At 73.2% G+C, this 21,353-nt stretch carries 21 protein-coding genes, 1 tRNA gene and 3 pseudogenes; 19 read left to right on the top strand and 6 right to left on the bottom strand.

Translation table 11 applies throughout. The annotated features are described in order from the left end of the window. The 14 genes and pseudogenes from CCN35_RS22715 to CCN35_RS22645 all read left to right on the top strand — a co-directional run. Positions 1 to 609: pseudogene (locus tag CCN35_RS22715) on the top strand (hypothetical protein); the annotation flags it as partial. Between the two features lie 80 nt (positions 610 to 689). Continuing rightward, complete coding sequence (locus CCN35_RS22710; protein ID WP_067393998.1) at positions 690 to 1,124, top strand: roadblock/LC7 domain-containing protein; 435 nt, start codon at positions 690 to 692, stop codon at positions 1,122 to 1,124. Continuing rightward, positions 1,121 to 1,498, top strand: coding sequence for a DUF742 domain-containing protein (locus CCN35_RS22705; RefSeq protein WP_067394000.1), 378 nt, complete (start codon positions 1,121 to 1,123; stop codon positions 1,496 to 1,498). The genes CCN35_RS22710 and CCN35_RS22705 overlap by 4 nt, the downstream gene beginning before the upstream one ends. Further along, positions 1,476 to 2,144 carry a GTP-binding protein gene (locus CCN35_RS22700; protein ID WP_067394003.1) on the top strand — a complete coding sequence of 223 codons (669 nt, stop codon included), beginning with the start codon at positions 1,476 to 1,478 and terminating at the stop codon, positions 2,142 to 2,144. Before CCN35_RS22705 ends, CCN35_RS22700 begins: the two co-directional genes overlap by 23 nt. Continuing rightward, complete coding sequence (locus tag CCN35_RS22695) at positions 2,141 to 2,728, top strand: GAF domain-containing protein (RefSeq protein ID WP_086794110.1); 588 nt, start codon at positions 2,141 to 2,143, stop codon at positions 2,726 to 2,728. The genes CCN35_RS22700 and CCN35_RS22695 overlap by 4 nt, the downstream gene beginning before the upstream one ends. A 180-nt stretch (positions 2,729 to 2,908) precedes the next feature. Beyond that, positions 2,909 to 3,937: an L-threonine 3-dehydrogenase gene (tdh, locus tag CCN35_RS22690; RefSeq protein WP_067394009.1), complete on the top strand. Its 1,029-nt coding sequence runs from the start codon at positions 2,909 to 2,911 to the stop codon at positions 3,935 to 3,937. A 78-nt stretch (positions 3,938 to 4,015) separates the two neighbouring features. Further along, on the top strand, positions 4,016 to 5,215 hold the full coding sequence (locus CCN35_RS22685) for a glycine C-acetyltransferase (protein ID WP_067394012.1): 1,200 nt from the start codon (positions 4,016 to 4,018) through the stop codon (positions 5,213 to 5,215). 64 nt (positions 5,216 to 5,279) lie between these two features. Next, positions 5,280 to 5,552, top strand: a pseudogene (locus CCN35_RS28980) (IS5/IS1182 family transposase); the annotation flags it as partial. Positions 5,553 to 5,694: 142 nt separating this feature from the next. Then, positions 5,695 to 6,288, top strand: coding sequence for an effector-associated constant component EACC1 (locus tag CCN35_RS28155; RefSeq protein WP_342748646.1), 594 nt, complete (start codon positions 5,695 to 5,697; stop codon positions 6,286 to 6,288). A 19-nt stretch (positions 6,289 to 6,307) separates the two neighbouring features. Continuing rightward, positions 6,308 to 7,633, top strand: a complete 1,326-nt coding sequence (locus CCN35_RS22670; protein WP_067394018.1) for a caspase family protein — start codon at positions 6,308 to 6,310, stop codon at positions 7,631 to 7,633. A 332-nt stretch (positions 7,634 to 7,965) separates the two neighbouring features. Then, on the top strand, positions 7,966 to 8,868 hold the full coding sequence (locus CCN35_RS22665) for a LysR family transcriptional regulator (protein ID WP_067394020.1): 903 nt from the start codon (positions 7,966 to 7,968) through the stop codon (positions 8,866 to 8,868). A 456-nt stretch (positions 8,869 to 9,324) separates the two neighbouring features. Beyond that, complete coding sequence (locus tag CCN35_RS22655; RefSeq protein ID WP_067394023.1) at positions 9,325 to 9,684, top strand: MmcQ/YjbR family DNA-binding protein; 360 nt, start codon at positions 9,325 to 9,327, stop codon at positions 9,682 to 9,684. A gap of 114 nt (positions 9,685 to 9,798) precedes the next feature. After that, a tRNA-Pro gene (locus CCN35_RS22650) sits at positions 9,799 to 9,872 on the top strand. A 236-nt stretch (positions 9,873 to 10,108) separates the two neighbouring features. Next, entirely contained in the window at positions 10,109 to 10,543 is a 435-nt protein-coding gene (locus CCN35_RS22645) for a PaaI family thioesterase (protein ID WP_067394026.1), read from the top strand. A 71-nt stretch (positions 10,544 to 10,614) separates the two neighbouring features. Here the strand turns inward: CCN35_RS22645 and CCN35_RS22640 are convergent, their stop codons facing one another. Both CCN35_RS22640 and CCN35_RS22635 read right to left on the bottom strand, forming a co-directional pair. Beyond that, the gene (locus CCN35_RS22640; protein ID WP_067394029.1) at positions 10,615 to 11,142 is read right to left on the bottom strand and encodes an NUDIX hydrolase family protein; all 528 of its coding nucleotides are present in this window, start codon (positions 11,140 to 11,142) and stop codon (positions 10,615 to 10,617) included. Between the two features lie 205 nt (positions 11,143 to 11,347). After that, entirely contained in the window at positions 11,348 to 12,157 is an 810-nt protein-coding gene (locus CCN35_RS22635) for an SAM-dependent methyltransferase (RefSeq protein ID WP_067394034.1), read from the bottom strand. 335 nt (positions 12,158 to 12,492) lie between these two features. Here CCN35_RS22635 and CCN35_RS22630 point away from each other — a divergent pair, with 335 nt between their 5' ends. Beyond that, positions 12,493 to 13,365, top strand: a complete 873-nt coding sequence (locus CCN35_RS22630) for a Cof-type HAD-IIB family hydrolase (protein ID WP_067394036.1) — start codon at positions 12,493 to 12,495, stop codon at positions 13,363 to 13,365. 14 nt (positions 13,366 to 13,379) lie between these two features. Here the strand turns inward: CCN35_RS22630 and CCN35_RS22625 are convergent, their stop codons facing one another. The 3 genes from CCN35_RS22625 to CCN35_RS22615 all read right to left on the bottom strand — a co-directional run bounded on the left by CCN35_RS22625 (position 13,380) and on the right by CCN35_RS22615 (position 16,212). Beyond that, positions 13,380 to 13,988 carry a DUF3566 domain-containing protein gene (locus CCN35_RS22625; protein WP_067394039.1) on the bottom strand — a complete coding sequence of 203 codons (609 nt, stop codon included), beginning with the start codon at positions 13,986 to 13,988 and terminating at the stop codon, positions 13,380 to 13,382. Between the two features lie 608 nt (positions 13,989 to 14,596). Next, positions 14,597 to 15,079: a Dps family protein gene (locus CCN35_RS22620; protein ID WP_067394042.1), complete on the bottom strand. Its 483-nt coding sequence runs from the start codon at positions 15,077 to 15,079 to the stop codon at positions 14,597 to 14,599. A gap of 326 nt (positions 15,080 to 15,405) precedes the next feature. After that, on the bottom strand, positions 15,406 to 16,212 hold the full coding sequence (locus tag CCN35_RS22615) for an alpha/beta hydrolase (RefSeq protein WP_067394045.1): 807 nt from the start codon (positions 16,210 to 16,212) through the stop codon (positions 15,406 to 15,408). A gap of 104 nt (positions 16,213 to 16,316) precedes the next feature. Here CCN35_RS22615 and CCN35_RS22610 point away from each other — a divergent pair, with 104 nt between their 5' ends. Both CCN35_RS22610 and CCN35_RS22600 read left to right on the top strand, forming a co-directional pair. Then, positions 16,317 to 17,090: a sulfite exporter TauE/SafE family protein gene (locus CCN35_RS22610; RefSeq protein ID WP_067394048.1), complete on the top strand. Its 774-nt coding sequence runs from the start codon at positions 16,317 to 16,319 to the stop codon at positions 17,088 to 17,090. A gap of 542 nt (positions 17,091 to 17,632) precedes the next feature. Beyond that, positions 17,633 to 18,787 (top strand): serine/threonine-protein kinase, encoded by a 1,155-nt coding sequence (locus tag CCN35_RS22600; RefSeq protein WP_086794104.1) that lies wholly within the window; start codon positions 17,633 to 17,635, stop codon positions 18,785 to 18,787. Positions 18,788 to 18,904: 117 nt separating this feature from the next. Here CCN35_RS22600 and CCN35_RS22595 read toward each other — a convergent pair whose 3' ends face one another. After that, positions 18,905 to 20,011, bottom strand: a complete 1,107-nt coding sequence (locus CCN35_RS22595) for an MGDG synthase family glycosyltransferase (protein WP_301477859.1) — start codon at positions 20,009 to 20,011, stop codon at positions 18,905 to 18,907. Positions 20,012 to 20,266: 255 nt separating this feature from the next. Between CCN35_RS22595 and CCN35_RS22590 the strand changes: the two genes are divergently transcribed. Continuing rightward, complete coding sequence (locus CCN35_RS22590; protein WP_067394056.1) at positions 20,267 to 21,115, top strand: SDR family NAD(P)-dependent oxidoreductase; 849 nt, start codon at positions 20,267 to 20,269, stop codon at positions 21,113 to 21,115. Between the two features lie 19 nt (positions 21,116 to 21,134). Then, a pseudogene (locus CCN35_RS28975) lies at positions 21,135 to 21,353 on the top strand (hypothetical protein); the annotation flags it as partial.

Raw genomic sequence — 21,353 nt, 5'->3', positions numbered from 1 at the left:
CCCCACCAGGCCCCGGCGGCCACACCGGCCCCCGCACCGGGGGCGGCCCCGGCCGGAGGCGGCACCCCGTCGGGACCGCTCGTCCCGGTCCCGCGTGCCACCGGCGGCGGCCCGGCCCCCCTGCCCCGCCGCGGGGCACGGGAGCAGCGGGCCACCCCCGCCAGGGCCGTACCGGGGATCCGCGCCGAGGACCGGGCAGCCCTGGCCGCGCACGAAGGTGTGCCGCCCGTTCCGCGCGCGGACGCGATGCAGGGGACCCGGGGAACCATGGACAAGCCGCAACTGCCCCGGCGGCGCGCCCAGGAGCACATCGTGCCGCAGCTGCGCGACGGCCCGGCGCCGCGCCAGGGCTCCGAGCACCCGGCCGGCCACGACCCCGGGCTGATGGCCGCCTTCCGGCGCGGCATCGGACTCGCCGAGGCCCAGCACCACCGGGAGACGGCCGCCGGGGAGTCCGCCCGCTCGCACGAGCCGCACTCCTCCGGCGAGACGGCACTCCCGGCGACCCCGGTGCTCCCGCCGTCCCCGGACGGACCGCCGGACGCGCCGCACCCGGCCGGCGAGACGCGGCCCTCCGCCCGGTACGACGGGAGTGCCCCGGCCGGATGACCCGACCGCCGTCCGCCCCCACCCCGCCTTCCGTCCCCAGCGCCTCCGCAGACCTTCGTACCCCAAGGAGTCGATCCACCATGGCGAGCGATGCGCCGACCCGTCAGGTCTCCGACCTCGACTGGCTGATGAGCGGCCTCGTGCAGCGTGTGCCGCACACCACCAGCGCGGTCCTGCTGTCCTGCGACGGGCTGGTGAAGGCCGTCCACGGCCTCGACCACGACAGCGCCGACCACATGGCCGCCCTGGCCTCCGGCCTGTACTCCCTCGGCCGCAGCGCCGGCGTCCGCTTCGGCGACGGCGGCGACGTACGACAGGTCGTCGTCGAACTCGACTCGACCCTGCTGTTCGTCACCACCGCCGGTTCCGGCACCTGCCTCGCCGTGCTCGCCGGACGCGAGGCCGACGCGGCGGTCCTGGGCTACGAGATGGCGATGCTGGTCAAGAGCGTCCGCCCCTACCTCGTGACCGCCCCCCGGCAGCAGTCCGCCGAGCGTCCGGCGCTGCGGCCTTGAGCGCGGCGACGGCCGGTGACGGGCCCTGGCTCGACGACGCGGCCGGACGGCTGGTGCGCCCCTTCACGATCAGCGACGGGCGCACCCGGCCCAGCATCGCGCTCGACCTGATGTCGCAGGTGATGGCCACCGGGGTGACGCCGCTGGGCTATCTCGGCCCCGAGTACAGCCAGGCGCTCGACCTGTGCCGCGTCCCCGTCCCGGTCGCCGAGGTCGCCGCCCATCTGAAACTGCCGGCCGCGGTGACCAAGGTGCTGCTGTCCGACCTCGTCGACTGCGGGGCGCTCACCACCAAGCCCCCCGCGCACCACCAACACCTCACCGACAGGGCCCTTCTGGAGGCAGTGCTCGATGGACTACGACGACAGCTCTGAGTACGGCGGCCACGGGGGTGGCCAGGGCAGCGGCCAGGACGGCTCCGACCCCTTTCCCACCGCGCTGAAGATCCTGGTGGCGGGCGGGTTCGGGGTCGGCAAGACGACCTTCGTCGGCGCAGTCAGCGAGATCGCCCCGCTCAGCACGGAGGAGCTGCTCACCACGGCCAGCGCGGCCACCGACAGCCTCGAGGGGGTCGAGAACAAGGTCGAGACCACCGTGGCGATGGACTTCGGCCGCATCACCCTGGACCCGCAGCACGTGCTCTACCTGTTCGGCACACCCGGGCAGGAACGGTTCTGGTTCATGTGGGACGAGCTGTGCGAGGGCGCCCTGGGCGCGGTGGTCCTCGCCGACACCCGGCGGCTGCAGGACTGCTTCGCGGCCGTCGACTTCTTCGAGCAGCGCGGTCTGGCCTTCATCGTCGCCATCAACGAGTTCGACGGCGCCTACCGCTACGACCCCGAGGAGGTGCGGGCCGCCCTCGACCTCGCCCCGGAGATCCCCATCGTCACCTGCGACGCCCGGATCTCCAGCTCGGGCGTCCAGACGCTGCTCGCCCTCGTCCGGTACCTCCTCGCCCACGCCTGTCCGCCACGGAGCCCGCACATGACGTACGCCGACAGCGACGGAGCCCGGTCATGAGCTACGACCCGCCGCGTCCGGCCGGTCGCCTGCTGCTGACCCCCGAGGACAAGGACGCCCCCGCCCGCACCCGGCGACTGCGCGGACTGGGCCTCGGGGAGCGCCCCATACCCGCCCTGGACGCCTTCGCCGACCGGCTCGCCGGACTCACCCGGGCACCGTATGCGATGGTCAACTTCCCGGACGAACAAGGGCAGTTCTTCGCCGGACTGCACCGGCCCGAGCGCGATGTGCTGACCGTCGACACCGAGACGGACACCGACGGCGGCGGAACCCGGCGCGAAGTGGGCCGCCGCCTTCCCCGCGACCACGGCTTCTGCCCGCACGTCGTGGTGCGCCGCAAGGCACTGGTGCTGGAGGACGTCTGCGACTACCCGCGCTTCGCGGGCAACCCCGTCGTCGACGAGTTCGGCATCCGCTCCTACCTCGGCGCCCCGCTCATCGACAGCACGCAGATGGTGCTGGGCACGGTGTGCGTCGTCGACGTCGTACCGCGGCCCTGGGGCCGGGAGGGGCTGCGCACCATCAAGGCGGCCGCGGCGGAACTCGCCCCCCGGCTGGAGGAGAACGGGTTCCTGCTCTGAGCATCGAGCGCCGGACGACCGGGGCACGGCGTGAAGCGGAACTGTGGCCGCGCTTAAGAAATCCTCGATGGACCGGGGCGCCGCCGTGCGGCAGATTGCTGTGCGAATCCACTCCTCTCCCCGGATGCGGGTCCCTTCGGCATGCCCGGATCCGGGACCCGACCCACAGGAGTCGTAGCGGTGAAGGCGCTGGTCAAGCAGAAGGCGGAGCCCGGGCTGTGGCTCGTGGACGTCCCCGAGCCCGCCATCGGCCCCGATGATGTGCTGATCAAGGTCCTGCGGACCGGCATCTGCGGCACCGACCTGCACATCCAGGCCTGGGACGGCTGGGCGCAGCAGGCCGTGCGCACCCCGCTCGTGGTCGGGCACGAGTTCGTCGGCGAGGTCGTCGACATCGGCCGTGACGTCACCGACATCAAGGTCGGCGACCTGGTCAGCGGCGAGGGCCACCTGGTGTGCGGCAAGTGCCGCAACTGCCTGGCCGGGCGCCGCCATCTGTGCCGGGCCACGATCGGGCTGGGCGTGGGCCGCGACGGCGCGTTCGCCGAGTACGTCGCCCTGCCCGCCGGCAATGTCTGGGTGCACCGCGTCCCCGTCGACCTCGACATCGCCGCGATCTTCGACCCGTTCGGCAACGCCGTGCACACCGCCCTGTCCTTCCCCCTGGTCGGCGAGGACGTGCTGATCACCGGTGCGGGCCCGATCGGCCTGATGGCCGCGGCCGTCGCACGGCACGCGGGCGCACGCAACGTCGTCATCACCGATGTGCGCGAGGAACGGCTGGAACTGGCCCGCAAGATCGGTGCGAGCCTCGCGCTCGACGTCTCCAGTACCACCATCGCCGAAGGCCAGCGCGCACTCGGCCTGCGCGAGGGCTTCGACATCGGCCTGGAGATGTCCGGCCGCCCCGAGGCCCTGCGCGACATGATCGCCAACATGACGCACGGCGGCCGGATCGCCATGCTCGGCCTGCCGTCCGAGGAGTTCCCGGTCGACTGGGCCCGGATCGTCACCTCGATGATCACCATCAAGGGCATCTACGGCCGTGAGATGTTCGAGACCTGGTACGCGATGTCGGTGCTGCTGGAAGGCGGCCTCGACCTCGCACCCGTGATCACCGGACGGTACGGCTACGACGAGTTCGAGGCGGCCTTCGCCGACGCCGCGAGCGGCAGGAGCGGCAAGATCATCCTCGACTGGACCGTCTGATTCCCCGCCCCTTTCAGTCTCCTCGCCCTCGGCGCCCCTTCTTCCGGCCCATCCGCCCTCACCCCCGACGGAGTCCTGATGTTCACCTCAGTCCGCGACGACCTGCGCGCCACCCTCGACGAGATCCGTGCCGCCGGCCTGCACAAGCCCGAACGCGTCATCGGCACCCCGCAGTCCGCGACCGTCGAGGTGACCGCCGGCGGACGCCCCGGCACGGTCCTCAACTTCTGCGCCAACAACTACCTCGGCCTGGCCGACCACCCCGAGGTGATCGCCGCCGCCCACGAGGCCCTGGACCGCTGGGGCTACGGCATGGCCTCCGTCCGCTTCATCTGCGGGACGCAGGAGGTGCACAAGGAGCTCGAGGCCCGGCTGTCGGCCTTCCTCGGCCAGGAGGACACCATCCTGTACTCCTCCTGCTTCGACGCCAACGGCGGCGTGTTCGAGACGCTGCTCGGACCCGAGGACGCGGTCGTCTCCGACGCCCTCAACCACGCCTCCATCATCGACGGCATCCGGCTGTCCAAGGCCCGCCGCTTCCGCTACGCCAACCGCGACCTCGCGGACCTGGAGCGGCAGTTGAAGGAGGCGACCGAGGGCGGGGCGCGCCGGAAGCTGATCGTCACCGACGGCGTGTTCTCGATGGACGGCCATGTGGCGCCGCTGCGGGAGATCTGCGACCTCGCCGACCGCTACGAGGCCATGGTCATGGTCGACGACTCGCACGCCGTCGGCTTCGTCGGCCCCCAGGGACGCGGCACCCCCGAACTGCACGGCGTCATGGACCGCGTGGACATCGTCACCGGCACCCTCGGCAAGGCGCTCGGCGGCGCCTCCGGCGGCTATGTCGCCGCCCGCGCCGAGATCGTGGCCCTGCTGCGGCAGCGCTCCCGGCCGTACCTGTTCTCCAACACGCTCGCCCCGGTGATCGCGGCGGCCTCCCTGAAGGTGCTCGACCTGCTGGAGTCCGCGGACGACCTGAGGGTCCGGCTCACCGAGAACACCGCCCTGTTCCGCCGCCGGATGACCGAGGAGGGCTTCGACATCCTCCCCGGCGACCACCCCATCGTGCCGGTGATGATCGGTGACGCGGCCAAGGCGGGCCGGATGGCGGAACTGCTGCTGGAGCGCGGCGTGTACGTGATCGGCTTCTCCTACCCGGTCGTGCCGCGGGGAGAGGCCCGCATCCGGGTGCAGCTGTCCGCCGCGCACTCCACCGACGACGTCAACCGCGCCGTGGAGGCATTCGTCGCCGCCCGCGCGGACCTGGAGGACTAGGCTCCGATCAGTGATCACTGATGCGACGGGGACCGGATCGAGCCGCTGATGCCGGCCGATCCGGTCCGCGGACGGCCGCGCACGCCCCCTCGCCTTCACCGTCACCGCGGGCCAGGCCGGTGACGCACCCGCCTTCGAGACGGTGATGGCCCGCATCCGCGTGCCCCGACCGGACCGGGCAGGCCTCGGACGAGACCCTGACCGTTCCGGCCGACCGCGCGTACTCCTCACGCGCCGTCCGCAGCCATCTGCGGTGCCGGACATCCGCGCGGTCGTCCCGCGGCCGTCCGACCGGATCGGCCACCGCCTGCGGCGAGGTCGGCCCGGCGGCCGTCCTGGCCTTCTTCGCGCTCGCTCTGCCCGCGGGAGTGGTGGGGGCTGTTGCGGCTGCCGGACCACACGAAGCTCCGGAGCCCGGAAGCCCGTGAGCGCGCGGCGTCGCAAGGAGAGCCGGAAGCGGCAGCGGAAGCTGCGAGCACGTGGGAGGCGTTGCAGCGCAAGGCCGGTTCGCGCTGATCCGTAGCGGTGACGCTGCAAGCACGGGGGTGTCGCCGCATCTGGTGGAAGCCGTACCGACCCGCCACTACAGTTTGAGCGGCATCCGGCCACGGAGGCCCGACGTGGGGGTACGAGTGCGCATTCGTGTCGAAGTCGCAGACGGCGTACGGAGTCAGGACGCATCGCGATTAACGGAGGCTCTGGCGCGGTGGCTTGAGCAGGACCGCACGGTGGGGCCGTACGTCAAGATCAACCGCATACGCTCCGGGGCAACCGACGGCGCGATGTCCGGCGAGCTGGTCGACTGGCTCGCGCTGGTGTTCAGCAGCAGCTTCTCCGTGATCTCGCTGGTGTACTCGCACCTGTCCTTCCGTGCTTCGCTGCCGCCCCGTGAGAGGTCGTCCGTGCGGCTGGTGGCCGAACGCGGCGACTCCCGCGTAGTGGTCGAGGCGGGTTCTGCCGAGGAGGTGGCCCAGCTCATGCGCCTGGTGGGCGACGCCGGGCTCCTCGACCACCAGGCGCCGGAATCGACGGCAGACACTGCTTCCGACGGAGGAGCCGCCGGTGCTTCCTGACCCCCAAAGAAGCCGGGCGGTGCTGATCGGGGTGGACAGCTATCGTGAGTTGGACCCGGTCCCCGCCGTCGCTCCCGGAACCCGGCGGCTTTCCAAGCTGCTCCGCGATCTTTGGGGCCTGCCGAAGAGCCATGTCACCGCACTCGGCGCCGGAGCGTCCGCGCACCAGGTCCTGGGGGCGGTACGGGACGCAGCGCAGGCGACGCGCGACACCCTGGTCGTGTACTTCGCCGGGCACGGACTACGCGATCTCGATGGCCGGAACCTGTACTTGTGCCTGGCCGATGCCGATCCGAACCACCCGCAGGTCGGAACAGTGGCATACAAGGATCTGCGTGATGTCCTTCGGCAGGCCGGCCATCGTGCGCGTTACCGCTTGACCTTCCTGGACTGCTGCTACAGCGGCTTGGCCGGGGCGATGAGTGCCCACGGCCTGGCCACGCGCGAGGAACTGGCCCTGGCCCTGGACGAAGATCCGGCTCCGGAGAGCGATCCCACGGAGGAGTACGGGGACGTGGTGCTCACTTCCGCACCGCATGACAAGCAGTCCTTTTCACCACCGGACGCCGATTGCCCGGAGGCCACCGGAGAACTGATCAAGGTCCTGACGCATGGGATTCCCGGCATGGGGTCGGAACTGAGCGTCAGCCTCGTCTGGCGGCAGGTGCGGCGGGGACTCGTCTCGAGAGGACGCCCGGAGCCGCAACTGTACGCCCAGAACTACGCGGCTGAACTCCTCGGTTTTCCGAACCGCGCCCCCGCCGCCGTGGCAGCACTTCCCGGGGCGAACGGGCCGGCCAGGCGTTTCGGCGCCGATTCGCCGGAGGACGGTGAGCCCGATCGGACGGACATGGCGAGTGCGCCGCCCGCCGACCCGAGCAGTGTGCCCGAGCCGGATTGGCAGCCGTCCCCCATCGTCCGGTGGCGGCCCGAGAAGGAGACCCCCTATCCCGGTAGCTGGTACTTCAAGGACCAGCGGGAGTGCATCTTCGCCTTGGACGACGCCTGGGCGGAGCTGAAGAAGGAGTTCAAGGAGGTCCGCAGGCGCCTGCGCGTGCCCTTTCATGTACGCAGCCCCGTGAGCACCGCGACCTGGCTGTACCTGTCCACGGGGGATTCCCGGTGGATGATCGTCGCAAGGTCCCTCAGAACCCTCGAGGACCGCAGGAGCGGCTACACACAGCATGTTCCGGTGGACCCCTACGCGGGTCCCGTCCCCTCCGCAGCCACTCCGCCCACCTGGAAACTGACCGCGGACCACGTCGACAGCTACCGCGAGAAGGTGGAACAGCTGCGCGCCGACATCAACAAGCTGGCCGGGCTGCACTCCGACGTGCGCGAGTAGCCACGGCGCCGCCCGGACGCCCGGCGCGTTCGCTCGGCGGCCGGCAGCCGGTCCGAGGCCCACCGGAGGTGGCCTCGGCCCTCTTGAGCGTTGCGGAGCTGCGGGTGTCGGGCTGCCCCCTCCGGCCGCACTTCCAAGGCGTCGGGCCGGCTGGTGATCTCCACTGGATTTCCCGGCACCACCCCGGCCCGGTCCGGCTCGTTGCCGATCGCGGGACGACCCGGGAGACGGGACGGGCGAGGCCGACTCCATGCCGCCGGAGCCGGCCCGGTCCACACGACGTCCCCGGAAGCGGAGTCCGGCCTGTCGGACACCTTGCGATAATCACTCGCATGATTGAAGCGCGGCGGCTGCACATCCTCCGTGCGGTGGCCGACCACCGCACGCTGACGGCCGCCGCCGCCGCGCTCTACCTCACCCCCTCCGCCGTCTCGCAGCAGCTCGCCGCCCTGGAGCAGGAGACCGGCCACCGGCTGGTCGAGCGGAGCGCCAAGGGCGTACGGCTCACCCAGGCCGGCGAGATCCTGCTCAGCCACACCCACGCGGTCTTCGCCCAGCTGGAGCGGGCGGAGGCCGAACTCGCCGCGTACGGCTCCGGCAAGGCCGGAACCGTCACCGTGGCCGCCTTCGCCACCGGCATCGCCCAGGTCGTCGCCCCCGCGGTGGCCCGCCTGGCGGGTACGGCGCCCGGCATCCGCATCCGCGTCCTGGACGCCGAGGGCGACGCCAGCCTGCCGATGGTGATGGACCGGCAGGTCGACGTGGCGGTCGCCGTCGAGTACCGGGGCGCGCCGCCCGCCGACGACCCCCGGCTGACCCATGTACCGCTGTACGCCGAGCCGTTCGACGCGGTCCTCCCCGTGACCCACCGGCTGGCCGAGTCCTCCGAGGTTCCGCTCGCCGAACTGGCCAAGGACCCCTGGATCGGTCCCTACCCCGGCAATCCCTGCCACGACGTGGTCGTCCTGGCCTGCGAGAACGCCGGATTCCAGCCTCGCCTGGAACACTCCTCCGACGACTTCCGCGCCGTCGTGGCGCTCGCCGCGGCCGACGCGGGCGTGGCCCTCGTCCCGCGCTCCGCCCTGCGCGACATGGATCTCACGGGGGTGGTGGTACGCCCCGTCGACGGCGTGGCCCCCACCCGCCGGGTCTTCGCCGCCGTGCGCCGCGGGGCGGAGGAGCACCCGCTGATCCGTCCGGTGCTCGACGCGCTCGCCGAGGCGGCCGGCGCATAACACGCCCGTCGCCGGCCCGGGACAGCGTCCCGGATCATGAGAAACGGGCAGACGGCCGCGCCTGCGGCCGTGCACCCGCTGAACGCCGACGAGACCGACGCACGCGCCGAGGACCTGGCCGTGCTGCTGGTCGGCGCCGTGGCGAGCGGTGCCTCGGTCGGCTCTCTCGCCCCGCTCGCCCCCGCCGTGGCCGCCGCCTGCCGGCCGCCGCCGGGGACGCGGCCGCCGCGGCCGGCGTCGCCCTGCTGCAGCTGGACACCGGACCGGCAGCCCCGCCGAGCACCTCTACCGCTCGGCCGGCTGGATCCGGGCCGGTGTGATCCCGGACCACGCCGCCGATCCGGGCGGCACGCGGCGGCCCACCACGCTCTCCTGCAAGCGCCTGGGCACCGCCGCGGCCGCCGGGTGACCGGAGCTCCTCACCGCCTGTCAGTGGCGGCGGCTACGGTGCGGTGCATGCCGGACGCAGAAGACGTACGCCGTATCGCCCTGTCCCTGCCGGACACCACCGAGAAGCTCGCCTGGGGCATGCCCACGTTCCGGGTGGCGGGGAAGATGTTCGCCACCCTGCCGGAGGACGAGACGTCCATGGCCGTGCGCTGCCCCAAGGAGGAACGCGACGAGCTGGTCCTGGCCGAGCCGGAGAAGTTCTGGATCGCCGGTCACGAGGCGCAGTTCGCCTGGATCCGGGTCCGGCTCGCCGCGCTGGACGACGAGGAGGAGCTGCGGGACATCCTCGCCGACTCCTGGCGCCAGGCGGCCCCGGCCCGGCTGCAGGAGGCCCATCCCCGGCTGGGAGTGCCCGCCGCGCGCTGACGCGCCGCCGGGCACCGAGGGGACGACCGGGAAACGGGTGCGCGACCACCGGCCCGAGTACGGTATGGTTTTGCTGCGCGTTCGGCCGGGGGAAACCCCAGGTCAAGCGGGCAACGGGACGTGGCGCAGCTTGGTAGCGCACTTGACTGGGGGTCAAGGGGTCGTGGGTTCAAATCCCGCCGTCCCGACAGGGTGAAGGGTCTTCACGGGCGAGAGCCGGTGAAGACCCTTTTTCTTCCCTTTTCTCCTTCTTCGCACGGAGCGTCTTCGGTCTCGAGGCCGAGCACACCGCTCGACGGCGGAACCCCTTCCGCCTGTCGGCCGGGACTCGCCCAACGAAGGCTGTCACACTGGCGGTTGGCGCACCGGGCGATCACCGTCGTGTGTCCGGGAGCGCATACCCGACCCCGAAAGGCAGCGCGCCATGTCCCCTTCCGAGACGGCACCTCCCGACCCCGCCGCCCTTCTGGCGGCCATGCCCTTCGCGGCACGACTGGGCGTCGAACTCCACGAGGCCGCCCCCGACCGGACCGTGGGAAGCCTGCCCTGGTCCCCGGAGGCCTGCACCGCGGGCGGAGTCCTGCACGGCGGAGCCCTGATGGCGCTGGCCGACTCCGTCGGCGCCGTCTGCGCCTATCTCAACCTTCCGCAGGGCGCCAGGACGTCCACGGTGGAGTCCAAGACCAACTTCCTGCGGCCGGTGACCTCCGGGCGGGTTCACGCCACGGCCCGCCCCCTGCATGTCGGCGGCACCCTCGTCGTCGTGCAGACCGACCTGCGGGACGACAAGGACCGGCTCGTGGGACAGACCACCCAGACCCAGATCGTGCTCGCCGCGCGAAGCGGCGCTGCGGGCTGATCCCGCCCCCGGGGCCGGATGCCGGTGCGCCGGGTGCGGACGTCCGGGCAGGGCCGTGCGGCAGACGGCGGTCAGTAGATGTGACCGACGTGTGCCAGTGCCTGCTTGAGCAGTACCCCGTGCCCGCCCGGCATCTCGCTCTGCACCGCCGGGGAGAGGGCCTCCTGGGGAGTGAACCAGACCAGGTCCAGGGCGTCCTGGCGGGGACGGCAGTCACCGGCGACCGGGACGATGTAGGCCAGCGACACGGCGTGCTGACGCGGGTCGTGGTACGGCGTGATGCCGGCCGTGGGGAAGTACTCGGCGACGGTGAAGGGCTGCAGGGAGGCCGGGACACGGGGCAGCGCCACCGGACCGAGGTCCTTCTCCAGATGACGCAGCAGGGCGTCCCGTACGCGCTCGTGGTGCAGCACCCGCCCGGAAACCAGGGTCCGGGTGACCGTTCCGTCCGGCCCGATGCGCAACAGCAGGCCGATGCTGGTCACTTCGCCGCTGTCGTCGACACGCACCGGCACCGCCTCGACGTACAGGATCGGCATCCGGGCGCGCGCCGACTCCAGTTCCTCGGTGGTCAGCCAACCGGGCGTGGTCTCGGTCATGTCAGACATTGCTTGATCATACTTTCCGGGGTTCGTGCTTCGGACCTGCTGCTTCCGGGACTGTGACCGGCCCCACGTCCCGGTGCGTGACCGGTTCCGCATCCCGGTGCCGGCGGCGAGGGCGGCGCGACCGCCGTGGCCCGCCGGCTCCGCGGCCTCGTACGGCTCCCGCGTCGTCGCCCGCCGCCCGGCCGAGCCGTCCGCGTCAGGGTTTCACGGCCACCGCGCCGAACTGCGGCACCACGGCGGGGGAGCCGTCGGCCCGCCACTGCGAGCACGGCACCAGCCCCGGCTCGACCAGGTCCAGACCCTCGAGGAAGGCGGCGATCTCGGCACGGGAGCGGGCGGTGATCGGCGGGGTGGCGTTCCGGTTCCAGAACTCCATGGCGGCCGCATTGCCCTCGCCGCCGAGATCGGCGTCGGCGGTCGGGTGCGTCAGGACCAGGAAGCTGCCGGAGGGCACCGCGGCCATGAGCCGGCGGACGATGTCGCGTGCCTTGTCGGTGTCCAGGACGAAGTTCAGGATGCCGAGCATCATCACCGCGACGGGCCGGCCGAGGTCGAGGGTCTCGGCGGCGCGTTCGACGATGACCTCCGGGTCGTGCACATCGGCGTCGAGGTAGGCGGTGGCGCCCTCGGGGGTGCTGGTCAGCAGGGTGCGGGCGTGGGCGAGGACGATCGGGTCGTTGTCGACGTACACGACCCGGGCGTCGGGAGCGATGCGCTGTGCGATCTCGTGGGTGTTGTCGACCGTGGGCAGCCCGGTGCCGATGTCCAGGAACTGCCGCACCCCGCGCCCGGCGGTCAGCCAGCGCACCGCCCGCCCGAGGAACGCGCGGTCGGCGCGGGCCACGTCCCGGATCACCGGGAACATCCCGGCGACGTGCTCGCCGACCCGCTGGTCGACCTCGTAGTTGTCCTTGCCGCCTATCCAGTAGTTCCACACCCGTGCGTTGTGCGCCACCGTGGTGTCCAGTGCCGGCGACCCGTTCGACGGGGTGCGGTTCTCGCTCACGTCTGCGCTCCTGCCCTGTGGGGATGCCCTGGCAGCGGCCCCGAGGCCGCCGCCGTCATTGTGCCGTCCGGTGATCACTCTGTCCCGGGAAACGGGGAACCGGCCGGTGCGCAGCGGGCGGGACCGGCCCGCCGGGGTCAAGGAAGGAGTCCTTACCAAGACCCGGTAGGGTGGGGTCCCGCCGTACGGCGCCCCGCGCCGCCCCCGTGCGCCCGCGCCGGACGGCGCCGCACGGGAACGGCACACCGTCCCGACAACCGCCCAGCCCGCGCACGGCGACGAGGCCGTGCGCACCGCATCCGGGCGCCCCGCCGCGCCACCAGCAGAGAACGGACATGCCCAGCACACCCTCGCCCCTGTTCACCGCCTCCGGCCTGCCCGCGGAACCCGCCGACATACGGCTGGTCGTCACCGACATGGACGGCACGCTCCTCGACGACGCCCAGCGCGTCCCCGCCGGGCTGTGGCCCGTCCTGGCCGAGCTGCGCCGCCGCGACGTGCTCTTCTGCCCCGCCAGCGGCCGCCAGTACGCGACGCTGGCCGAGCAGTTCGCCGGCAACGACGAGGGCATGGTGTTCATCGCGGAGAACGGCACCTACGTCGTCCGGGACGGCGTGGAGCTGAGCTCCGACCCGCTGGAGCCGTCCGTCGTGACCCGTCTCGTCGCGGCCGCACGGGAACTCGCGGCACGCGGAGCGGACGTGGGCGCCGTGGTCTGCGGCAAGCGGTCGGCCTATGTGGAGCGGACCGACGAGGCCTTTCTGGCCGAGGTCCGCAAGTACTACGTACGGCACCGGGCCGTGACGGACGCCTCGGCCGTCGACGACGACATCATCAAGGTGGCCTTCTACGCCTTCGGGCCGGCCGAGCGGACCGTCGCGCCGGCACTGGCGCCGTTCACCGGCACCCACCAGGTCGTCGTCTCCGGCGAGCACTGGGTGGACGTCATGAACCGCACCGCCAACAAGGGGACCGCCCTGCGCCGGCTCCAGCGGGACCTGGGGATCACCCCCGCCCAGACCGCGGTGTTCGGCGACTACCTCAACGACCTGGAGATGCTGGACGCCGCCGAGTGGTCCTTCGCCATGGCCAACGCCCACCCCGAGGTCATCGGACGGGCCCGCCACCTGGCGCCCTCCAACAACGACAACGGCGTCCTGCGCACGATCACCCGGCTGCTGCACCTCCCGGACGGTCTCGGCGGCTGACCGCCGGCACCGGGTCAGCCGGGCATGCTCCCCTCCACCCGGGTGTCCGGGTCGTCCCGGCCGGTCCGGTGGTCACGGTCGGTACGGCCGGTGGGGCAGCTCCGCTCGTCGGGGCGGAGGGAGCCGGACCGCCGGGTACGGCGCAGGCGCCGGCCCGTCGCGGCGCAGCGGTCGGCGAAGTCGACGTACCGGGCGCCCCAGCCCGGGGGCGGAAAGCCCAGGCGGGCCTGGAGACGCCGGTACAGACGGCCGACGTCCGGCAGCAGCGCGGCACCCGCGACCTCCGCCGCCGGGGTGTCGTCGGCCAGCGTCAGATGGACGCCCCCGGCGTACCGCGACGAGATGTTGTAGAGGAACGCGCCGAGAGTCGCCAGTGCCGTTCCCAGGATCACCTCCAGGGTCACGACTCCCGCGGCGACGGTGAACGTCCAGCTGAAGGAGGACCAGGTCTCCGGGTCCAGCAGGCCCAGTACGCCCCAGACCGCCGTCAGGGTGAGGAGCACGCAGATCCCCAGCCCCACCAGCAGCAGACAGCTCGTGGTCATCACCGACCAGGGGTCGGCCCTCGATACGCGCAGGCGTATCGTGCGGCGGTCCCGCTGCGGCCGGTCGGCTGAGGTCATGCCTTGCTCCTCACGGTGGTGCGACCGCCCGCGCGGTCGCATGTCGGCGGTCCGTCGGGTGGCGGCGCCGCGGACGGCCGTGCCGGCCGGGTGCCGTGCGTGCCGGGGCGGGCCGTGAACGGGACACGGGAGGCCGGTGGCGACCGCCGTACGGGGCCGGGCCGGCCGGGTTCCGGTCCGTCGTCCGGCGGCGGGCGCGGACGGGCGGGCGGCCCGCCGTGACCGCGGTGGCGCGCCGCGGTGACGTCCCGTGCGGGCCGGCCTTCCACGCCGAAACCGGTGCCCGCGGACGGCGCCGGGCGTCCCGGACACCCTGCGGGGGGTGTGGGTTCGACGTTAGGTGCGCGGCCCCCGGCGCGCATGCCCGCCGCCGTGCGGCGAGGCCGCTCGGGTGACGGCGACGGGCGCGACCGGGGTGACGGGCGTGGCGGCCGTCATGGACGTGGCGGTCGTGGCAGTCGTGAGGGCCGTGGGCCGCCGCGGCCGTGCGGCACGGACCGTGCGGAACGCGGAGCCCGGAGCGGCACGGCGCACGGCACGACAAAGGCGCCCGGATCCACGGATCCGGGCGCCGGCGATGTGCACACGGGCGGCGGGCGCGCCGCCGGTCAGTCCTCTGCGCCCACGTTCTCGGCGGCGAACATCCAGCGCTGCTTCTCCAGTTCGGCCGTGATCGTGATCAGCAGGTCCTGGGTGACCGGGTCCGGCTTCTCGGTCGCGTCGATGCGCTCGCGCAGCCGCTGGACGGCCCCCTCCAGGGACTCGACCATGATCTCGACGACCTCCGCGTCGCGGACCCAGCCGTCCTTGGGACCGGGCAGCGTGAAGGCCGAGGCGATGGTCTCCGGGCGCCCGTCCGGCGGCACGCCGAGCGCCGCGGCGCGTTCGGCGACCGTGTCGGCGAACGAACGGGCGGCCGACACCACTTCGTCGAGCTGCAGATGGATGGAGCGGAACCGCGGTCCCACGATGTTCCAGTGCGCCTGCTTCCCGATCAGGGAGAGCCCGAGAAGATCCACGAGGGTGTTCTGCAGCGCTTCTCCGGTGACCTGACGGGCCGAGTCGGAAATGACGCTCTTCACGACAGTCATACGGCGGTTCTCCTTGGGGAGTCGTCTCTGGCGGTACGGAGCAGTGCGATGCGTTCCTCCTCGCCGGTCCCGCCTCCCGCACCGGGAGGCCGTCCGCCGCCGTGCGCGTGGAACGGGCCCCGGGTGATCACCGGGCGGCGGGCGCGGACGGCTCCGGCGTCCGCGATGCTCCGCGGGGCCGGCTCGCCCGTGCCCGCAGCAAGGAAGGGCCCGGGGTCCTCACCCACGCGGACGGCGCCGCACGACCACTCCATGCAGGCGCGGGTGCCCTTGACGTACCGGGGCAAACAACCGCGCCGGTGCCGCCCGGCGCGTGACCGTTCCGTTCAGCGCGCGAGCACTCCGTCCAGGAAGTCCGTCAGGTCCGCGAAGACCTCGGCCCGGTTCGTCTCGTGGAACACCTCGTGCCGGGCGCCCGGGTAGATCCGCTCGGTCAGGGTGCCGCCGAGCCGCTCGACGCCGACCCGGCTGCCGTCGAGCGGAACCAGCCGGTCGTCGTCGCCGTGCAGCCACAGCACCGGCAGCGCGCCGAGGCCGCCGCCCCTGTCGACGGTGTCCAGGGCCCGTGCGAACGCCTCCACCGTCGGCCGCTTCATCGGGCCGTGCCAGACCAGCGGGTCCGCCGCGTACGCCGCGCCGACCGCCGGGTCCCGGGAGAGCGCGGCCGGGTTGACCGGGGTGTCGGGGATCTCGTCCAGGGCGAGCAGCCGGCCCGGCAGCTCCCAGGCGCCGATGACCGGCCCGGACAGGACGAGCGCGGTGAGCTCGTCGCCGTACCGCTGGGCGTAACGGGCGGAGATCAGCCCGCCCATGGAGTGGCCGATCAGCACGAGCGGCAGCCCGGGGTGCGCGGCACGGGCGAGACCGGCCACGGCGTGCACATCGGTCACCACGTCCTCGAAGTCCTCCACGACCACGCGTTCGCCCGCCGATCTGCCGTGGCCCATGTGGTCGGGGCCGTACACGACCGCGCCGTGCGCGGTGAGGACCCCGGCCGGCTCCTGGTAGCGGCCGGAGTGCTCGCCGTAGCCGTGCACCACGAGGGCGATGTACCGCGGCCGCGGATGCGGCCACTCGCGGACGGCGAGGGTGCCCCGGGTGCCGGTGAGCACGTGGTCGCGGGTGTCGGCCATGATTCCTCCCAGACGGCGGGACCGGGTGACGGGACCGAGCGGCGGGACCGGAGGCGGGGCGGGCTCCTGCCCCGTACTTGTCCGGACATAGCATCGGTCACCGCATGAACACGATGACACTCTGGCACCTGTCCGGCTGGGAGTTCGCGGCGCTCGCCTTCGCGGCCCTGCTCGTCGGCTTCTCCAAGACCGCCGTCAGCGGGGCCGGCACGGTCAGCCTCGCCATCTTCGCGGCCGTGCTGCCCGCCCGCGCCTCCACCGGGGTGCTGCTGCCGCTCCTGATCGCCGGCGATGTGCTGGCCGTCCTCACCTACCGGCGGCACGCCCACTGGCCCACGCTGTGGCGGCTGTTCCCGGCGGTCGCGGCCGGAGTGGTCGTCGGCACCCTGTTCCTGATGCGGGCCGACGACGGGGCCGTACGGACCTCGATCGGTGCGATCCTGCTGCTGATGGCGGCCGTGACCGTGTGGCGGCGCCGCACCGCCGGGCGGGAGGCGGCACCGGACGCGGTCATCACCCGCGCGGGCCGCCTCAAGGCCCGTTCCTATGGTGTCCTCGGCGGTTTCACCACGATGGTCGCCAATGCGGGCGGCCCGGTGATGTCGCTCTATCTGCTCTCCGCGGGCTTCCGCAAGCTCGGCTTCCTCGGCACCTCGGCCTTCTTCTTCCTCGTCGTCAATGTCTCCAAGGTGCCCTTCAGCGCGGGCCTCGGTCTCATCGACGCCCGCTCCCTGCTCCTCGACGCCGCCCTCGTGCTCTTCGTCGTCCCCGGTGCCCTGCTCGGCACGTGGACCGTGCACCGCATCGATCAGCGGCTGTTCGAGCAGCTGGTGGTCGTGGCGACGGTCGTGGGCGGCCTGCAGCTGCTGCTTCGGTAGCCGGCCGGTCAGGAGGTCATGCGTGCCAGCGTGGAGCGGAAGCGGTCGTAGCGCTCCACATCCGTCACGTCATGGGCGCGTCGTGGGCGTCCTGCGACCACGCCCCAGATACTTGCCATGAAGATCGTCGCCAACGGAATGAGCAGCCACGTCAAAGGGTCCAAGATCGTCCTTCCTTTCCCGAGTGGATCAGCGGGTAGGGCGACGATGGCACACATGATCAGCTCTGCATTTTGTACGACGAGGCGACTCCCTGCTTTTCACTCGGACAGGTCCAGGAGGATCTCCCCTTCCCGGGGTCCGGCGCGGCCCGAACGGCCCGGACGACCCGAACGGTTCGAAGAACGGTTCGAACGGCCGAGCGGCCGGAAGGACGCCCGGGGAGAGGCTCCCCAGGGGCACGCGCCGGTCGGGAGCATCTCAACTGATCGTTAAGATGAGCCGGGTTGCCGCGACCCGCATGCGCTGCCCGGCTGCTGCCGCGACCGCTGCGGAGAGCGGGCGCGCGGGTGGGACTCCAGGGGATCGAGGGCGGGCTACACGTGCTGGTGGCAGGTCGGTACCGGCTGCAGACGGTCATCGGACGAGGCGGAATGGGCGAGGTCTGGCAGGCCCTCGACGAGGTGCTCGGCCGGCCGGTCGCGGTCAAGCTGCTGCTCAACAACGGGGCGGACGCCTCGGCCGAGGCCCGCTTCCGGATGGAGGCGCAGACCTCGGCACGGCTGAACCACCCGCACGTGGTCGGGACACTCGACTTCGGCACCTGGGAGGACCGCTGCTTTTTGGTGATGGAGCTGGTCGACGGCGACAGCCTGGCCGACGAGCTGGCCGCCGGCGGTCCGCTCTCACCGGAACGGCTGGCCCAGGTGGCGCAGCACGCGGCCGAGGGCCTGGCCGCGGCGCACGCCCAGGGCATCGTGCACCGGGACATCAAGCCCGGCAACCTGCTCAGCGACCGCAACGGCACCGTCCGCATAGCCGACTTCGGCATCGCCCGCTTCGTCGACGACCCCTCCGGCGGGCTCACCACCACCGGGCAGATCGTCGGCACCGGCCTGTATCTGGCGCCCGAGCGGGCCGTCGGCACCCCGGCCAGCGCGGCCTCCGACATGTACTCGCTGGGCTGCGTGCTCTACCACCTGGCCGTCGGAGCCCCTCCCTTCGAGGCCCCCACCGCCACCGCCCTGCTGTATCTGCACGTCGACTCCCCGCCGGTGCCGCCGCACCAGCGGGGCGCCTCGCTGCCGCCCGCCTTCGAGGCGTATCTGCTGAGCATGCTCGCCAAACGGCCGGAGGACCGGCCCACGGCCCGGCAGGCGGCGGACTGGTTCGCCAGCGGTGCCTGGCGCGGCACGCCCGAGCCGCTTCCGCCGGAGCAGCCGGCCGCCGTGTCCGCCCCCGGCCGCCTGCCGGAGCCGCGCGGCGAAGGCCGGAGCACGGGCCAGGGACGCCGCCGCGCCCCCGAGCACCGGAGCGGCGGCGCCGCGCACCGCCGAAGCGGCGGCGCCCATGCCGCGGTCGCCCCGCGCCCGGTCTCGGTCACCACGGAGGACGGCTGGAACACCAGCGTGCACCGGGTCCCCCCGCGGCGCCCCGGCCTGCGCCCCCTGCTGCGCCGTCACTTCCGTCTGGTCGCCGCCGTGGGCGGCACCGTCCTGTTCCTCCTGGCGCTGTTCCTCGGGATGGCGTTCTTCTGAGAGCCTCCGGGAGCTTCCAGGGGCTTTCAGGAGCTTCCGGGAGACGGGCCCCCGGCGGAGGCCGCGCGGCCGCCGGGCGTACGGCCCCTCCGCCCGGCAGGGCGTACAGCCGGGCGGCTACGGGCGATCCGTCCCCCCGGTCCGTACGAGCCGGGACAGCGCGTCCTTTCGGAACAGGGCCCGGCCGGCCGTGATCCGCCGTTCGCGCCACGGCCCCGGTTCCGTCAGACGGGCCAGGGAGCGCAGAAGAGCGGGCGCGTCGGGGGCGTGGTCGGAAACGCCCAGCTCCGCCATGCGGCGCACCCCCTCCGCACCGTGTCCGGGCAGGGGACGGTGACCGACGACCGGCAGACCGGCGGCGAGCGCCTGGACGGCCGTCTGGCCGGCCGCGTTGTCCACCAGCGCGGCGCAGGCGTGCAGCAGGTCCGGCATGTCGCTCACCCAGCCGGGGGCGAGGACACCCGGCACGTCGGACAGGGCGCGCCGCAGACGTTCATTGCGTCCGCACAGGACGACCGGCAGAAAGCCGTGCGCGGCGAGCAGCCGCGCGGTGCCGGGCAGATGGCTGCCGGCGCCCCAGGCGCCCGCGGAGACCAGCACCGCGGGCCGGCCGCCGCCGTACCGCTCCAGCCGGCGCCGCCACCCGGCCGCTCCCGGCCCCTCGGAGAAGAACTCCGGCGCCACCACCGGACCGGTCGTCTCCGCCGGACGGCCGACGCTCCGGCGGACCTCCTGGGCGGCCTCCTCGCTGACGCACAGGTACAGGTCGTTGCCCGGATGCAGCCACTGCCGGTGCACGGCGAAGTCGACGACGACCACCGCACCGGGGACCCGGAGCACCCCGCGGTCGCGGAGATGGCCGGTGAGCTGGGCCGCCAGATGGAAGACGGACACCACGACATCGGGCCGCCAGTCCCGCACCAGACGCATCAGCCGGCCGCCCGCGAGCCGCGCCAGCGGGGTGCCGCTCGGGCGGGGCCGGGGACCGGGGCGCAGAAAGAAGTCGTAGATACCGGCGTAGACCCAGGGGGCCTCGCGGACCGCCGTCCGGTAGAAGCCGCGCAGACCGCTGCCCAGGCCGTACGGCAGGAGGGCCAGCACATCGACGACCCGGGCCTGCCTGCCGTCGGCGCGGGCACGGCGGGCCAGCTCGGCGGCCACCGTGTCATGGCCCGACCCCATGCTCGCGGAGACGATGAGCAGCCGCTCGGCCTCCCGGGGCACCTGCGGACCGGGGCGGACGGGAGCGCGGCCGGCACGGGGGTCCCGAGCGGCGGACAGCGGTGGCGGCACGGACGAATCGGACGACACTGGAAGTAAGTAACCATCACCCACCGCAGTCAAACGGACGGGCACACCCCCGCCCGTCCCAGGTTTCGGGCCCGGCCCCCGGGATACTTCGGCATCCCGCAGGCCGTCCCGGACCACCGGGGCCGCACCGGCGGCCCTCGCTCCCGTCCGACCCCGAGGTGCGTCCCGATGCCCCACGCCCCTTCCCGCGCACGGTCCGACTCCGGCACGTCCATCGAGGCATCCGCGGCACCGGGCGCCGTCCGCCGCCGGGCCGCCGGCGCGGCGGCGCCGGGCGGAGGCGCGCTGGTGACCGGTGCCTCGTCCGGGATCGGCGCGGCCGTCGCCCGGCGGCTCGCCGAGGAGGGCGGCTGGCGCCTGGTGCTCAACGGGCGCGACCGCGCCCGGCTGGAGGAGGTCGCCCGCGGCACCTCCGCCGTCGTCTGGCCGGCGGACCTGTCCGACCGGGACGCCGAGCGGCGGCTGGTCGAGTTCGCGCTCGACAGCGTCGGCCGGGTGGACCTCCTGGTGGCCGGAGCGGGCATCGGCTGGGCCGGCCCGTTCAGCACCATGCCGCAGCACGCCATCGACGAGGTGTTCGAGGTCGACGTCCTGGCCACCCTGCGCCTGGTCCGGCTGGTGCTGCCGCAGATGATCGAGCGGGGCACGGGCCGTGTGGTCCTCATCGGCTCCCTGGCCGGCACGGTCGGCGTCCGCGACGAGGCGGTCTACTCCGCCGCCAAGGCCGCCCTGGGCACCTTCGCCGACGCCGTGCGCCACGAACTGCGCGGCACCGGGGTCGGCATCAGCCATGTGGTGCCCGGAGTGGTCGACACGCCGTTCTTCGACCGCCGGGGAGTGCCCTACCGGCGCTCCTGGCCCAGGCCCGTCCCGGCGAGCCGGGTCGCCGACGCGGTGTGGGAGGCGGTCTGCCGGGACCGGGACGAGGTGTACGTCCCCGGCTGGACCCGGCTGCCCGGCCGGGTCCGCGGCATGGCGCCCGCGCTCTACCGGCGCCTCGCCGCACGGTTCGGGTGACGAGCGGGGGGTGTGAACGATGCTCACCATCGTCCTCGCGCTGCTCTCCGCGTGCTCCAACGCGGCGGCCTCGGTGCTGATGAGGCGTGCGGCGACGGCGAGGGGCAACGGCGGGAACGGGAACGGCGGGGGAGACGGGGGCGGTACCGCGCGGGGGACCCCCGACGGCCCGGGGACCCAAGGAGGCCCGGGGGCACCGGACGGCGGACGCGGGACGGCGGGCCGGCGCTCCTCCCGG

Source organism: Streptomyces thermovulgaris (assembly GCF_002155915.1).
GTDB lineage: Bacteria > Actinomycetota > Actinomycetes > Streptomycetales > Streptomycetaceae > Streptomyces > Streptomyces thermovulgaris.
Note: the sequence above shows the minus strand (reverse complement) of the source record. Positions and strands in the feature narration are given on the sequence as shown.